Annotated in this window: 11 protein-coding genes; 7 read left to right on the plus strand and 4 right to left on the minus strand. The window is 67.6% G+C overall.

Going from position 1 to position 15,047, the window contains the following annotated elements; all coding sequences use genetic code 11:
- Nucleotides 1–178 precede the first annotated feature (178 nt).
- Entirely contained in the window at nucleotides 179–1,636 is a 1,458-nt protein-coding gene (locus tag KF688_13400) for a sialate O-acetylesterase (protein ID MBX3426669.1), read from the plus strand.
- A gap of 49 nt (nucleotides 1,637–1,685) precedes the next feature.
- Here KF688_13400 and galK read toward each other — a convergent pair whose 3' ends face one another.
- Complete coding sequence (galK, locus tag KF688_13405; GenBank protein ID MBX3426670.1) at nucleotides 1,686–2,891, minus strand: galactokinase; 1,206 nt, start codon at nucleotides 2,889–2,891, stop codon at nucleotides 1,686–1,688.
- A gap of 206 nt (nucleotides 2,892–3,097) precedes the next feature.
- On the minus strand, nucleotides 3,098–5,578 hold the full coding sequence (locus tag KF688_13410) for a hypothetical protein (protein MBX3426671.1): 2,481 nt from the start codon (nucleotides 5,576–5,578) through the stop codon (nucleotides 3,098–3,100).
- Between the two features lie 338 nt (nucleotides 5,579–5,916).
- On the opposite strand from KF688_13410, the gene KF688_13415 reads away from it, so the two are divergent.
- Nucleotides 5,917–6,648 carry an endonuclease/exonuclease/phosphatase family protein gene (locus tag KF688_13415; protein MBX3426672.1) on the plus strand — a complete coding sequence of 244 codons (732 nt, stop codon included), beginning with the start codon at nucleotides 5,917–5,919 and terminating at the stop codon, nucleotides 6,646–6,648.
- Between the two features lie 176 nt (nucleotides 6,649–6,824).
- Entirely contained in the window at nucleotides 6,825–8,312 is a 1,488-nt protein-coding gene (cls, locus tag KF688_13420) for a cardiolipin synthase (GenBank protein ID MBX3426673.1), read from the plus strand.
- Here the strand turns inward: cls and KF688_13425 are convergent.
- Complete coding sequence (locus KF688_13425; GenBank protein ID MBX3426674.1) at nucleotides 8,216–9,412, minus strand: hypothetical protein; 1,197 nt, start codon at nucleotides 9,410–9,412, stop codon at nucleotides 8,216–8,218. The two genes, cls and KF688_13425, sit on opposite strands and share 97 nt — an antisense overlap.
- 119 nt (nucleotides 9,413–9,531) lie before the next feature.
- Nucleotides 9,532–10,131 (minus strand): PEGA domain-containing protein, encoded by a 600-nt coding sequence (locus KF688_13430; GenBank protein ID MBX3426675.1) that lies wholly within the window; start codon nucleotides 10,129–10,131, stop codon nucleotides 9,532–9,534.
- A gap of 356 nt (nucleotides 10,132–10,487) precedes the next feature.
- Here KF688_13430 and KF688_13435 point away from each other — a divergent pair, with 356 nt between their 5' ends.
- The 4 genes from KF688_13435 to KF688_13450 all read left to right on the plus strand — a co-directional run bounded on the left by KF688_13435 (nucleotide 10,488) and on the right by KF688_13450 (nucleotide 15,042).
- Nucleotides 10,488–11,813: a serine/threonine-protein phosphatase gene (locus tag KF688_13435; GenBank protein ID MBX3426676.1), complete on the plus strand. Its 1,326-nt coding sequence runs from the start codon at nucleotides 10,488–10,490 to the stop codon at nucleotides 11,811–11,813.
- 184 nt (nucleotides 11,814–11,997) lie between these two features.
- Nucleotides 11,998–13,182, plus strand: coding sequence for an LptF/LptG family permease (locus KF688_13440; GenBank protein ID MBX3426677.1), 1,185 nt, complete (start codon nucleotides 11,998–12,000; stop codon nucleotides 13,180–13,182).
- Nucleotides 13,183–13,786: 604 nt separating this feature from the next.
- A complete protein-coding gene (locus tag KF688_13445) occupies nucleotides 13,787–14,065 on the plus strand; it encodes a flagellar biosynthesis anti-sigma factor FlgM (GenBank protein ID MBX3426678.1) in 279 nt (92 codons plus the stop codon).
- 473 nt (nucleotides 14,066–14,538) lie between these two features.
- Complete coding sequence (locus KF688_13450; protein ID MBX3426679.1) at nucleotides 14,539–15,042, plus strand: transcriptional repressor; 504 nt, start codon at nucleotides 14,539–14,541, stop codon at nucleotides 15,040–15,042.
- The last annotated feature ends 5 nt before the right edge of the window (nucleotides 15,043–15,047 follow it).

Below are 15,047 nucleotides of genomic sequence, written 5' to 3' on the forward strand. Positions count from 1 at the left end.
GACCATGGCAGGGCGACGTCTCCCCGGCGCCGCGGGGGGCGCTGTAGGCCGACCGCATCGTCGAGCGCCGCGGCGGCGTTCCGCGCCCGGTCCCCTCCCGCGGGACCTCGTGCTACACTGAGGCCGCGAGTCCTTGTCGCATCCGCCTCTGTCGAGCCCCCTTCGGAGATTTCCCGCCATGACTTGTCTGCGCCGCCGGTTTGTCGTGTCCTGCCTGCTTGCGGGGAGCGCCCTGCTTGCGGCGCCCTGGGGAGATGCGTTCGTCGCGGCGCAGCGGACCGCCGACGCGACCGCGGTGAAGCTCGCCGTCGGTTCGCCGTTCTCCGACCACATGGTGCTGCAGCGGGACTCGCCGGCGCCGGTTTGGGGCTGGTCGACGCCGGGCGCCACGATCGGCGTCTCGCTGGGCGAGAAGCAACTCGAAGCGATCGCCGACGAGTCCGGCCGCTGGCAGGTCGATCTCGGCCCGCTGTCGGCAAGCGACAAGCCGCAGTCGCTGTCGATACGCTGCGGGGAGGAGATGCTGAGCGTCGCCGACGTCCTGGTAGGCGAAGTTTGGCTCGCCTCGGGACAATCGAACATGGAATGGCCGCTCAAGTTGGCCAAAGATCCCGAGCAAGAAGCGGCCGCGGCCGACTGGCCCGCAATCCGCCTGCTGAAGATCCCCCACGTCACTGCCGAGACGCTGCAAGAGACCGTCGCCAACTCGGGGTGGAATGTCTGCACGCCGGCGTCGGCGCCCGAGTTCTCGGCGATCGGATACTTCTTCGCACGCGAGCTTCACCAGGAGTTGAACGTGCCGGTCGGCATCCTCAGCGTCAACTGGGGAGGAACGATGATGGAGGCCTGGACCAGCCGCGAGGCGCTCGCCGCCACGGGGACCTTCGCCCCGATCGTCAAGAGCCTCGCCCCGGCCGACGACCTCACCCCCGAGCAACGCGGGACGCCCAACCGCCCGGGGGTGCTGATCAACGGCATGCTCGCGCCGATGATCCCCTACGGCATCCGCGGCGTCATCTGGTACCAAGGCGAATCGAACGCGGGTCGGGCCAGCCAATACCGCGAGCTCTCCGAACTGATGATCGCCGACTGGCGGGTGCGGTGGGACCAGGGCGATTTCCCGTTCTTGTTCGTGCAGTTGGCCGGGTGGGAGCCAGGGGGAGCCAGTTGGCCTTACCTCCGCGAGGCGCAAACGCAGACGCTCGAAGTCCCCGCGACCGGCATGGCCGTCGCGATCGACATTGGCGATCGGCAGGACATTCACCCCAAAAACAAACAAGAGGTCGGCCGGCGGTTGGCGCTGATCGCACTGGCCAACACGTACGATCGCGACGTCGAGTTCAGCGGCCCGCTGTATCGCGATATGGAGATCGACGGCGGCGCGGTGACGGTCAGCTTCGACCACGCCGCCGGATTGAAGCACGAGGGCGACGCCCTGCGCGGCTTCCAACTCGCCGGCGCCGACGGCAATTTCAAGCCGGCGACCGCCAAGATCGCAGGGGATGCAGTCGTGCTCTCGGCCGAAGGGGTCCGCGAACCGGTGGCGGTCCGCTACAACTGGGCCGCCTACCCGAACGGCAACCTGCAAAACGAAGCCGGCCTTCCCGCCGTGCCGTTCCGCACCGACGGGTGGTGAACGCCGCGACGGGAGGGCCTCCCCTCAGAACCCGGGGGCAAGACGACCACTAGCCCTCGACGACGTGGGCGCCGCGGGCGGGTTTGGTGACGAACGGGGTTGCGGCGGCGCCGGTGCGGCGCTCGTACTCGCGGCCGATGCGGGCGGCAATCTCGCGTTCGCGGCCGGTACGGACCAGCGTCACGGTGCAACCGCCGAAGCCGCCCCCCGTCATTCGCGAGCCGATCACGCCGCCATCGGCGCCGATTTCAGAAGCGAGCTCCACCAACACGTCGAGCTCCGGGCAACTCACCTCGAAGTCGTCGCGCAACGATTCGTGGCTGGCGTACATCAGCTCGCCGACGCGGGCCCAATCGCCGGCGCGGAGCGCGGCCGCCGCGGCGGTCGTCCGCTCGTCCTCGCCGACGACGTGGCGGGCGCGACGGTAGATGATCGGTTCGAGCTTGTCGCGGGCCGCTTCGAGCTGAGCGAGCGTCACGTCGCGCAGCGCCTTCACCCCCAGGATCCGGGCCGCCGCCTCGCACTGGCCGCGGCGTTCGGCGTACTCGCCGCCGGTCAGTTCGTGCTTGACGTTGCTGTTGATCACCAGCACCGCGACTCCGGGATCGTCGAGCGGCACGAGCTCGTGCGTTTCCGTACGGCAGTCAATCAACAAGAGCCGCCCCTCGGCCCCCAGCGCGCTGCTGAACTGATCCATGATGCCGCACGGCACGCCGGCGAAGTTGTGCTCGGCCCACTGGCACAGACGGGCCTTCTCGACCGGGTCGAGGGGGCGCCCCGTGACCGCCTCGACGAGCGTGGCGGTCGCCACTTCGAGGGCCGCGCTGCTGGAAAGCCCGCCCCCCAGCGGCACGCGCGAGTCGACTTGCAAGTCGAGTGCGCCGGGGTTCATGTCCCGATCGAGACACCCCGCTAGCGCGCCGCGGAGGTAACTGGTCCAATCGCGACGCTGCGGTTCGAGATGGCCGAGACGGAACTCCTCGACGCCTTCCATCAGCGTGCTGGAGACCCGCACGGCGTCGGCGGCACTCGGCTCGGCGGGCCGCCCGGCGACAATCACCGTGTACCGCTCGATCGCCAGGGGAAAAACGAAACCGTCGTTGTAGTCGGTGTGCTCGCCGATGAGGTTGACTCGTCCCGGCGCCGCGACGGCCCACTGCGGAGAATAGCCGAACCGAGCGGCGAACGCCTCTTTCGCCGCGGCGACCTGAGCGGGGAGCGAAGGGGATTCGAACTCGTCGGCAGTGACGGCCATATCGAGAAGCTCCAGCGGGGGTGCGTGAAGCTGGCCATCGTAATGGCAACCGTCAAGCGAGACAACGACGCCGCGGTCGGGGTAGTGATACCGGTTGCGCCCTTGGAAGGGTGGCTGGGGTCGCAGCGCAGCGGAGCCCCCAGGGAATCCGCTGGGGGCTCACTTCGTTCGACCCCAGCCACCCGTCAATTTGGCAAATGGGATCACTACCGCGGTCGGCGCGCCGCTTGCCCGACGACCGCGACCGCGGCGGCCAAACTGAGAAGCGACGCCGCGGCTGGCTCGGGAACCGTGGCAATCGCCCCGCCGGGCCCGAACTGTCTCTGCCACGCGAGGAAATCAGCCCCGTCGACGCGCCCGTCCCCCGTGGCGTCCCCTTGGGCCTGTGCGGCGCTGGGCGCTGCGCCAAAGTTCGACTTCCAAATCCCCAGGTCGGTCCCGTCGACCGCGCCGCTGCCGTTGAAGTCGGCTCCGCCTCCGCTGGCGACTACGTTGAGGAACAACGTCGACCCGCCCGGGTTCACCTGCCACTGCCGACCCGCGGGAAGCGTCGGGAGCAGGTACGAGTCGAATCCGTCGAATCCGCCGCCCGCGACCAGCACGCCGAACGAGTCGCCGATTTGCGGCGTGAAGAACGTGGCGAGATGCACGGCCAAGGCGCCGCCCAAATCGGCGGCGCCGCTCACTTCGACCCGGTCGTACTGCGGAGCGAGGGGATTCGAGTTATCCGTCCCGGCCAGCCGAATCGACATGATCGCTCCCGCGCCTTGGACATAGTCGCCGTCGATGTCGATCCGTCCAATGCCCGACAGCCCGTTTCCCGGGGAAATCGATCCGCCCGCGTTGTTGACCGAGCCGACGACTCTCCCCGATCCTTCCAGGAATCCGGTGCTCAGAACGGTCAACCCGTTGGTCGCGGTCAAATCGCCGCCAGGCTGCAATCTCAACTCGGCCGCGGCGAACGTCCCGCCGATGGACAGGCTCTTGACGGTCGTCGGCGCCGCAGGGCCGGTGACGAATTCGCGATTCGGACCGCCGATCGAAACGTCGTGCACAAGGGCCGGTTTGAGCCCGAGAGTCCAGTTCGGAACGTCGTCCCAATCGCCGAACGTCGGACCGCGCCACTTGAGATCGGGCGTGAACAGCACCGCCGCGTTGCCGGCGGCGGGATCGTTCGGGCCGACCAGATACGCCAGTTGGCCGTAGTCGTTCAGCACCCGCGGGCGGCCGTCCTCGACGCCGGTTCCGCTGCTGAAGATCGCGACCTCGACCGGAACTCCGCCAAGGGTCGTCCCCGTGCGGGCCACGAGGACCTGCTCCCCGCTCGCGTCGGCGAGCCAGATCCCTTGGTCGTTCGTGTCGTCGACGACGCCGGCCTGATGGGCGAGCCTCGCGGCGAAGGCTAACTGCCCCGTGCCGTTCATCGTGTAGCGGAGAAAGTCGGAGTAACTGGCTCCGGTGATCCCGCCGACGCCCCCCGACCCGGTGCGGGCGACGAGCTTCGCGGGGGCTCCGAGGGGGGCGAGCCAGATCCCTTCGGCGTCGGCCGCCGTGACGCCGCCGACGCCCGGCTGCAACTCGGCGCTGTAGAGCACGGCGCCATCGCTGCCCAACAGCGGATCCTCCAAAGCGGCGACGACTCCCCCCGGGACGCCGACCGGATCGACGCCGCCGACTCGCTGCACAAGTTCTCCCGCGCCGCCATCGTACCGCCAGATGCCGCCGGCCCCGGCGGCGGTCGCGTGGAAGGCAACCTGCCCTGCGGCGTTGATCGTGGGATCGCGAAACGCCGTGAACGACGCCGCGGGGATCCCGGGAACGTTTCCCGACCCAGTGCGCCCCAGCAATTGGCCGACTCCTGCCGCGTCGTACTGCCAGATGCCGGCGCTGTTGGTCGAATTGACGCTCCCCCCGGTTTGCAGCGAGGCTCGGAACGCGTAATCGCCTCCCACGTTCATGGCCGGGGCGTTGAAGGCAAAGAACTTGGCGCTGCCGGCGCCGGGGACGGCAGTAATCCCCTCGCGGATAAGCAGCGCTTCCCCTCCGAGGCCGAAGTTCCACACGCCGCGATCATTGAGCGACGTGACGCCGCCCCCCAAGGCAAGCTGCGGCGTCAACGGCAGCCGGCCGTTCGCCGTGGCCCGCAGGCGAAAGACGCCCGTGGTGAATACGGCGCCAGGGACGCCTGGCGCCGAGGTCGTGGCGGAACGAGCGACCACGTCGCCCTCATCAGCGAACTTCCATACTCCCAGGCGACTTTCGGACGTCACGTCCCCGATCCCTGGGACGAGATCGGCTTCGACGAACACGGTTCCGTCGTCGACAATCAGCGTGCGACTGAATCCGTTGAAGTCGGTCCCCGCGGCGCCCGGCACGCCGCCGACCCCGGCACGGGCCAGCATGGCAGTCGCCCCGTCGCGCCAGCGCCAGATCGTCGACGAGCTGCTTGACGTCACCCCGCCGCTTCCCTCGACCAACAGGCCCGCCATGGCGACTTGCCCGTGCGGATTCAGCACGATCTCGCCCACCGATGCGACGACTCCGCCGGGGAGCTGCGGGGCGGCGTCGCCCGTGGCGATCAGCACCTGATTGCCCGCGCGACCGGTCGAAGTCGCCAGCGTCACGAACAGGAGACCAACAGCGGCGAACCGCTGCGCCTGCAGCGAGAAACTCAAAGTGCGGATCATCTCGGAAGCACCGTCAGCGTCTGGTAAATTGATCAGGCGGCGGCGAGTCGAAGGGCTCGCCACGCCGCACGCCAAATAGCGGCCTTCCGTGGATCGGTCGTCAGTCTAGGGGGCGCCGCAGGAGGGTGCAAATTCTTTTCGGTTTATTTGGGGACTTTGCACCTGGAGTGAACCGATGGCGACAGCAAGGGCGTTCCCACAGCGCCAGAGCGGAGTGCAAAACGCCACGTGTCGCAATCTAGTGCGAAGAACCCTAAATCCGTCGTCGACCACGACTTGCGACATTTTGAGTTACGTCTGTGTTTGCTTTTGGACCGTCTCAGCCTGCGTCTCGCCCGATGCACTTTCGCCTCCTCACGTACAATATCCACAAAGGAATCGGCGGGGTCGATCGGCGCTACGACCTGGGGCGGATCATCGAGACGATCGCCCATTACGCCCCGGACGTGGCGCTGTTGCAGGAGGTCGACGACGGGGTCCCCCGCTCGCGGCGCGAACGGCAGGTCGATTTGCTTGCTGCGGCGACCGGGCTGACGCACGTCGCCTACCAGCACAACGTTCGGCTGCGATTGGGGCACTACGGCAACGCGATCCTCAGCCGGGCGCCTCTCCACGAGGTCGCCGACTGCGATCTCACCGTGCCGCTCAAGAAACGCCGCCAAGCGCTGCTCGCCCGCTGCGAGTTCCACTTTCAGGGGCATCGGCGCACCGTCGCCGTGGCGTGCGTCCACCTGGGTCTCGCCGGGTACGAACGGCAGATCCAACTGCGCAGGTTGCTCGCCCAGCCGTTCTTCACGCACCTGCACGCGGCGACCCCCGCGATCGTCGGCGGCGACTACAACGACGTGTGGAACTCGCTGGGCCGCAAGGCGCTCCGGGACCACGGGTTCGCCGCGGCGGGCAAACGGGTCCGGACCTTTCCGGCAATCATGCCGGCACGACCGCTCGACCGCGTCTACTACCGTGGCGACCTTGAGGCGATCGCCGCGTACGCCGGTCATACTCAGACCGCCCGACTGGCGTCGGATCATCGCCCGCTGGTGGTCGATTTCCGACTCAAGGGGACCTGATTCGGGCGACATTGGTCAAGGCCGCGACGCGCGAATCGGCTACGATGGCAGAACCAAAGGGAGCCGGAGTCCCTATCGTGTTCTTATGCGCAGTCTCGTTCGTCCGATTCGGGCCCCCCCGTCAACTTACGACTGCCGATCCCGGCTTGCCCGCCCCCTGACACCGATTCACCAGCATGGCTACGATCGCTCACTTCTTTGAAGAGCACACGTTCGGCGCCTGGGCGACTCTCGTGTCGGTGCTGGTGCATCTGGGGATCCAGATCACCCTGGCGGTCAAGCTGATTCTGCAGCGACGATCGACCGGCGAATCGCTCGCTTGGCTGATGATCCTGTTCGTCTTCCCGATCGTCGGCCCGCTCTTGTTCTTCGTCGTCGGCGAATCACGGCTGGGCCGGCGGCGCGAACGGCGATTCGTGCAACTGCAGCCCCCGTTCAAACGTTGGCTGGCGCAGATCCCCGAGCGGAGCCAGGTCGACTGGTCGAAAATCGACGAGGAATTCGAGCCGGTGTCGCAAATGTGCGAGCGAACGATCGGCGTGCCGGCGCTAGGGCGCAACCGGCTGGAACTGCTGCCCGACTGGCAGCACGTGTTCGCTCGGTTGGTGGCCGACATCGACGCGGCCCGCGAGACGTGCCACCTCGAGTTCTACATCTGGAACAACGGCGGCGAGGTCGATCGAGTGGTCGAGGCCCTGTTGCGAGCGGTCGCGCGAGGCGTCACCTGTCGAGTGCTGGTCGACGCCTTGGGGAGCAATCGGTTTCTGCGGAGCGAAGTCGCCGCGAAGCTCAAAGCCGGAGGCGTGCAGGTGCATGCCGCGCTGCCTGGGGGATTGTGGCGGCTCCCCTTTGTGCGAATCGATCTGCGTCTGCATCGCAAGATTGTCGTCATCGACGGCGCGATCGGCTACACAGGCAGCCTGAATCTGGTCGATCCGCGCTACTTCAAACGCAACGCCGGGGTGGGCGAGTGGGTCGACGCAATGGTCCGCGTCGAGGGCCCCGCAGTCGAGGCGCTCGCCATCACGTTTCTGGCCGACTGGTTCGTCGAGACCGAGGACACGCTCGAGCATTTGCAGGAGACAGGAGGCGCCCGATCGCAGCCGGGCCGGGGCGACGCGGCCGTGCAGGTCATGCCCTCGGGACCCGATTTGCCGCCGCAGGCGGTCGAGCACGTGCTGATCACCGCGATCTACTCGGCCCGGCGCGAGATCGTGTTGACGACTCCGTACTTCGTCCCCAGCGAACCGCTGACGATGGCCCTGGTGGCCGCCGCCCGGCGCGGGGTCAACGTCATCCTCGTCGCGCCGCGTCAGGTCGACTCGGTGTTGGTCCGCTACGCCAGCGGAGCCTTCAAGGGGGAGTTGCTCGAAGCGGGCGTGCGAATCGCCCTGTTCACGGGGGGGCTGCTCCACACCAAAAGCGTCACCGTGGACGGCAGCCACGCGCTGTTCGGCTCAGTGAACCTCGACCCGCGCAGCTTCCGACTCAACTTCGAAATCCTGCTGGGCGTTTACAACCCCGCGTTTACCGCCGAGCTGCGCGCGTTGCAACAACAGTACATCGATCAATCGGAACTGATGGATTTGGAGACCCACCGCGCCCGACCGGCCGGTCGGCGCGCGGCGGAAAGCTTCGCCCGTTTGCTTGGACCTCTGTTGTAGATTCGAGCGACGACCGGCGCTGCGGCGATCAGAAGCAGGAGATCCGGCTCGGGAACGGCAGTCGTCGCTGCCGCAGCGGCGATCGAGCGGCCCAATTCGCGCTGCCAGACGAGAAAATCCGACCCGTCGACGCGGTTGTCGTCGTTCGCGTCGCCGGTCGCATGCGATCCCGCCGCGACGCCGGGGCCGCGGCCGAAGCCCGACTTCCAAATCGTCAGGTCGGCGCCGTCGACCGTTCCGCCGCCGCTGAAATCGCCGGCGAGCAGATTTACCAGCGGCGCCAACTCGGGCACGCTCAGCGGCGCCAGGGGCGTCGCGCCTTGCGGGTCGTACGCCGCGGAGATTGCGGCCAGCGCCTCGTTGGCGATGACGCCCTGAATGTACGCCGAGGGATGAATGTTGTCGGCGAACACGTCGAACTGCCCGCCGAACTGCGGGCCAAGGCTCACCGGCCGGTCGAGGATCGCAAACGCCTGCGGATCGGCCAGCCGCTGGTTGAACAGGCTGAACACGTCGACCACCGTCGCCCCGTGTTGGGCGGCGAGTTGATCGAGCCGCGCACCCCACGCGGCGGACGACGCGGTGAAATTGTTCAGGATCGCTTGCCGCAGAATGTTGAACGGCGTGACCGCGGCGACCGTCGTCTGAATCAACGGCACCTGAGCCATGTCGGGCAGGTTGAACACGACGACGTCCATCCCCGCGCTGCGCAAGGTCCCGAGGATCTCGTCGACGTTCGCGGCCAAGTCGTCGACGATCCCCTGTCCGCCGAAGCCGATGCCGATCGAGGCGTAGAAGAAGTCGTTTCCGCCGATCCACAGCAGCGCAAGATCTCCGGGGCCGAAGTTCGCCGCGGCGGTCGAATGCTGGCCGTCGGCAAGCAGCGAGTCGGAGGTCGATCCGCTCTTGGCAAGCTGGACGAGCGGCGCCCCCAGTCGATCCGCAACCTGCTCCGAGGCGAGCGGGCTGCGCGTCCCCGCGGGATCGTCCATGAGACTGTCGCCCAACGTCACGACGCGGTTGAACAACGCCGCCGCCGCGCCCTCAGGCATGGCGCACGCAACCAGAGCAGTCAACGCGACCAAATACCAGCGAATCATCGGGCAAGACTCCAACGGCGTCGCATGCGGGACCCGCATTGTATGCAATGCGGCTAGGCGTGCCCAATCGCCTCCGCGATCGTCCCTTCGTGCCTTTGCGGCTTGGCGCGAGATCCGGCTCAGCGCGCCGGCGGCAACGGTTCCAGGACCTGGCCGCCGGGGGGAAGGACGCCGGCGCCGGGGGTCGTCGGCACAGGCACTCCGGGGGAGACTTGCTCCGGCGGAGCGAGCGTCGGCGCCGGAATCCCCTGCGGCGCGAGCACTGATTGCCCGCCGGGGGTGACGATGCTCGGCGGCCCCAGCGGACCCGCGCCCAGCGTCGGCGACACGAGCGGCCCCGCGTCGATTGGAATCGGCCCGCCGGTCTGCGCGGCTTGTCGCAACTGATTGGCGCGCGAGACGAGCGTATCGCTTGGGACGACTGCCTGCGGGCTCATCGTGTAGCTGACCGTGCGGTAGTCCTGGATCTCGTTGGGCAGCACGTTCTCGCTGATGAAATCGATCCCCGGCAGTTCAAACCAGGGGGCCGGGATCGGTTGGTTGATCGTCAGCGTCTCGTAGCCCGGCTTCACCAGCCGAATCTCGCGCGTCCCGTAGTAAACGAAGCTGGTCGCGCACGGCGTGACGCCAATCGGTTGGTTGTCGACGTAAACCGTGGCGCCGGGCGGATTGCTGCGGATGAGCAATCGGCGCCGCACGCACCCCGGCGCCGAAAGCACCAGGGCCGCCAGCGCGACAGCGCACCCCCAGCGCGGCAGCCAAGCTGCGAAGCGGAGCGACGAAGACTCCGACGCGGGAGTCGCCACGGGCGGTTCCAATGAACGAGGAGCCGGTTCATGACCCAAGATTCGGGGCGGGGAGTATAGGGCTCGTCCCGGCGCGCGGCCATGGCGAATTGGGGCCGCGAGCCGGGTCGCCGGGCCGAAGGCGACGAGCACCTCCCCTGGAATCCTCCCGCCCGGGCGCCGGCGCCGGAGAGTGCTGTCGCCGGGACGGCCGGGGGGTTAAGATGACCCGTCTGGCCCGCGACGCCCCGCCCTCCCCTGCTTTCTCCCTATCCGCCCTCGCATCCGCCGTGGCTCAACCCTCGCGAAAGCTCGAACAAGCGGTCGGAGGGGTCCGCTGCGCCGCCGCGAGCGACGTCGGGATGCGCCGCAGCAGCAATCAGGACGCGTTGGCCGTGTCGCTGGCCGACGGCGAGCGGCAATTCCGTTGCGGGGGGCACCTGTTTCTGGTCGCCGACGGCATGGGCGCCCACGCCGCGGGAGAGCTCGCCAGCCAGATCGCGGCCGACAACATACCGCACGCCTTCCGCAAGCAGCGCGACATGGCCCCGTGCGAAGCGATCGTCGCAGCGATCGAGGACGCCAACGCCCGGATTTACGCAAAGGGACAAAACAGCGTCGACTTCCAGGGAATGGGCACGACCTGCAGTTGCCTCGTGCTGCTCGAACAGGGCGCCCTGGCCGCCCACATTGGCGACAGCCGCATCTACCGGCTGCGGGGGGGGGTGTTCGAGCAGCTCACCTTCGACCACAGTTTGGTCTGGGAAATGGCCGCCGCGGGACAAGCGACCGAAGAGCAAGTTCCCCCTTACGTCCCCAAGAACGTCATCACCCGCTCGCTCGGCCCTCATCCCCAAGTGAAGGTCGACCTGGAAGGCCCCTGGCCGATCGCCGCAGGCGATCGCTACGTCCTCTGCAGCGACGGCCTCACCGGTCCGCTGACCGCGGAGTTGATCGGGCTGGTCGTCGAAACGCTTCCCCCGGCCGAGGCGGCGCAGACGCTCGTCGACTTGGCGAACCTGCTGGGAGGGCCCGACAACATCACCGTCATCGTCGTCGAGACAACCAACCCCGAGCGACTCGCCGCGACCGGCAGTTGCGAGCTGCCGACGGGGTCGGACAAGGGGACCGCTTCGTTGCCGGCGGCCGACGTCGCCGCGCTGGTCGGGTGCGGCGGCGCGAGCGTCGGGGCCGTGCTGGCAGGCCTCGCCGGCAAGCTGGTCGCCGCCGCGGGGCTGGGGGCGCTCGCGCTGGGATTGGGGCTGCTGGCAGTCGTTCGCTGGGCCGCCCGCTCCGGGGACGCCGCTGGAAAGGCGGTCCGCGGCAAATACGGCAAGGGTCCCTATCGCCGCCATCAGGCCGCCCCCAGCGCGCAAACCATCGGGCTGCTGAGCGACATCGTCCGGCAACTCGAGGACCTGGAAAGCCAGCGGCAGTGGAAGTTCGACTGGCAGCCGATCCACGCCGAGCGCCAACGAGCCCACGAGGCGATTGCTAGCGGCGATTTCCGCACGGCGACGACCGCGTACTGCGGCGCGGTCCGGCTCCTCATGCAACGGATCCGCGACCTGCGGCAACCAGCGAGCGACTCGTCGATCAATCTCGGTGTGGACTGAGCCGGAATCGCCGGCAATCCCGCGCGCCGGGCGGACTGGACTTGGCGCCAGGGGGCTTCGCTGCGCTACTTCCCCAGCCGCGGGGTCCGCGGGTTGCGATTCCCCCAGCGGCGGCGCGTTGCTACAGTTCGCGACCTTTTGCCGCCCCCCTCGCCGGGCGCCCCCAGGTCTGCGGCCGACGACGATGCGCATCCTCACTCGCTACATCCTGCTGGAGATGGGGCAAACGTTCCTCGTCACCCTGGCGAGCATGACGACCTTCGTCTTTCTCGTGCTCATCGGGCGCGAGGCGGTCGAGAACGGCGTGGGGCTGTCGCCAATCCTGAAAATGCTTCCCTACATCCTGCCGCAGGCGATGCAGTTCGCCGTGCCGGGAGCGATGCTGCTGGCGGCCACCAGCGTTTACGGACGCGTGGCGAGTTCCAACGAGATCGTGGCGATCAAATCGCTGGGGGTCTCGCCGATGACGCTTATGTGGCCCACCTTCGGCTTGGCCGCGGCGGTGAGTTTGGGGGCGGTCGCGCTGAACGATCTGGCCGTCTCCTGGGGTTACGACGGCGTGAAGCGGGTCGTTCTCGAATCGCTCGAGGAGGTCGCCTACGGTCGGCTGAGCACGACCCGGCGATTCCGCACCGATCGTCTGCAGGTGAACGTCCGCGGCGTCGACGGCCAACGGCTGATCGGCCCGATCATTCAGGTGGTCGCTCGCGACGGCGGCCAACCTTCGCTGATCACCGCCGACGAAGCGGAACTGCGCACCGACGTCGAGCACGGAGTAGTGACCGTCTCGCTGGTGAACGCCGAGGGGGATCTCGACGGCTGGTCGATCCTGTACCCGGGGAAGCTGGAGCGATCGTTCCCGATCGCCGACTTCACCGGACAGAGCAACGGCGCCAAGAGTCCCTCGAACTTCGCCCTGCGCGAAATCGGTCCGGCCGTCGAAGCCCAACGCACCAAGGTCGTGAGGTATCGCCAGGAAATGGCGGCCGACGCGGGCCTAGCGCTGCTGACGGGTCGCACGGTGCAACTGTCGCAGGCCAAGTGGGGCCCGCGGGTCAATCGCGTGGTCAACGCCGAACGGACGCTCCACCGTTTGCGGACCGAGCCGCAGCGACGGTGGGCCAACGGATTCAGTTGCCTGGGGTTTGTGCTCATCGGCGCCCCGATGGCGGTCCGACGGCGGCACGGCGAGTTCTGGGGGAGTTTCTTCGCCTGCTTTCTGCCGATCCTGCTGCTGTACTATCCCATGCTCGTGGGGTGCGTCGACTTGGCCAAGGACGGCAACCTGCCGCCGACGGCCGTGTGGATCGGCAACATCGTGCTAGCAGGGCTCGGGGGGCTGTTGATGCGGAAAGTGATTCGCTTCTAGACGCGGGCAAGCGGGCTCGCCGGCGGCCCCCGCTTGCCGGCTGCTCCCCCCTACTCCCTACGCGCAGTTTCGGACATTGGTCTTGACCCCCTTCGAAGCGGCGGCCTACGATCGGCCGACGGCCGGGGAACGAACCGCCGGGCGATTGTCGGCGTACATTCCGATGACGCCCTCCGCTCGTCACGACCGTTGCAGCATAATCGGCGCAGGCCGCTCCCAGGGCACGGGGCGGACGCACGACCGGCCGCTTGTGCAGCACGCGCACAGCCGGTACAGCAGTTGCTTGCTTTGCGACCCGTTGCGTGAAGAAATTGGTCGGGCCTCCGCTGCCTGCAAGTCGATGACAGCATTGTTCTCGCTGTCGCGCTTGCGAGGTCGATCGGTTCGCCCCAATAGACACGGACTGCGGCGCAAAGTTAGACCCCTACAATCGACACCCCCGAAATCCCGCGACCCTCCGCGTCGCGGTCATTGCCCAGCACCGATTGGCCTCGCTCAGCACCTTGCGGTCCCCCGGATTGTCATAACCGGTCGCCTTGTCGCGACCACGCTGTGACGACCGGCCCGGAGGTGAAACGTATTTTCAGAGGCGGGAGAACGACCCATGCAAATCTACGGCCCCTCGCAAGTTCACGGTCCGCACGGCGTGAAAGGTCCCCATTCCTCGCGCGGCGTCTCGTCCGCCGGGTCGGCTTCGGCCAACCGCGGCTCCGACGAGGTGCAGTTCTCGGCCGCGGCCGAAGCGGCCGCTAGCGCAGCCGAGGCGGGCGACGTTCGGGCTGATCTCGTGGCTCGCGTCCGAGCCCAAATCGCCGACGGTTCGTACGAGACGCCCGACAAACTCGATGCGGCCCTCAGCCGGCTGCTCGACGAAATCGGTTGACCTCTCCGCTGGGGCGCAAACCTCGCGTCCGCCCGACTCGCATTGCTCCCTCCGCCGGCGACGTAAGTCGCCGGTTTTTTTGCGCGCTGACGGGGGACAGCCGTTTCCGGCCGCCGCTTGCGAGGCTCGGCTGCATCAAGTTTCCTGGGCCAAACGGATAGTGATATCGTTTGCCAAATTTAAGGGTGGCTGGGGTCGAACGAAGTGAGCCCCCAGCGGATCCCCTGGGGGCTCCGCTGCGCTGCGACCTCAGCCACCCTTGCAAGGGCGCAAATGGTATCACGACTGTCAAACGAGGCAACTTGAGACTGGCGGCTGCGGCGGGTAGAATCAAGAGGGCGGTTCCCAGCACAGCCAACTCTCGTGATTTCAGGCACTTAACGTCGAGCGGAACGCTCGGCGGCCAGTCTCAACACCAAGGCACGGCCCGGCTTGTTGAGATTCAGCCCGTTCCTCTCCGAAGCGAGGTCATCATGTCCAGCGGTTTCGCCCTCGGCGAGGTGCAGGTCTCCAGCAGCCCCCAGGAGCGGTTCGCCGAGTATCTGCAAAGCCGGGGCAAGCGGATTACCAGCCAGCGCCGGGCGCTGATCGACCACATCTTCGAGCGGCACGACCACTTCGACGCCGAAGAGCTGATTCTTAATCTCAGCCGGCTGGAACGTGACGAGCGCATCAGCCGCCCGACCGTCTACCGCACCCTCAACGAACTGGTCGAGGCGGGACTGTTGCGGCGGTTCAATCTGCGCGGCCGCGCCGTTTACGAGCACGACTACGGCTACCCCCAGCACGATCACCTCCACTGCACGATCTGCGACGAGTTGATCGAGTTCAAGATCGACGAACTCCGCCCCTTGCGCGAGGCCGTCGCCGCCGAGCACGGCTTCCGGGTCACGGGACACCGACTGATCATCACCGGCGTGTGCAAAGAGTGCGCTTCGAAACGCCACCGTCGGCAGAGCCCGTTGGATTTGGTGTAGGCGGC

Source organism: Pirellulales bacterium, assembly GCA_019636345.1.
In the GTDB taxonomy this organism is placed as follows: domain Bacteria; phylum Planctomycetota; class Planctomycetia; order Pirellulales; family Lacipirellulaceae.

Excerpts from the sequence above, each read along its gene's own strand:
- KF688_13445 (MBX3426678.1), top strand. The coding sequence starts at position 13,787 with ATGCAAATCTACGGCCCCTCGCAAGTTCACGGTCCGCACGGCGTGAAA.
- KF688_13425 (MBX3426674.1), bottom strand. The coding sequence starts at position 9,412 with ATGATTCGCTGGTATTTGGTCGCGTTGACTGCTCTGGTTGCGTGCGCC.
- KF688_13450 (MBX3426679.1), top strand. The coding sequence starts at position 14,539 with ATGTCCAGCGGTTTCGCCCTCGGCGAGGTGCAGGTCTCCAGCAGCCCC.
- KF688_13410 (MBX3426671.1), bottom strand. The coding sequence starts at position 5,578 with ATGATCCGCACTTTGAGTTTCTCGCTGCAGGCGCAGCGGTTCGCCGCT.
- KF688_13400 (MBX3426669.1), top strand. The coding sequence starts at position 179 with ATGACTTGTCTGCGCCGCCGGTTTGTCGTGTCCTGCCTGCTTGCGGGG.
- galK (MBX3426670.1), bottom strand. The coding sequence starts at position 2,891 with ATGGCCGTCACTGCCGACGAGTTCGAATCCCCTTCGCTCCCCGCTCAG.
- cls (MBX3426673.1), top strand. The coding sequence starts at position 6,825 with ATGGCTACGATCGCTCACTTCTTTGAAGAGCACACGTTCGGCGCCTGG.
- KF688_13415 (MBX3426672.1), top strand. The coding sequence starts at position 5,917 with ATGCACTTTCGCCTCCTCACGTACAATATCCACAAAGGAATCGGCGGG.
- KF688_13440 (MBX3426677.1), top strand. The coding sequence starts at position 11,998 with ATGCGCATCCTCACTCGCTACATCCTGCTGGAGATGGGGCAAACGTTC.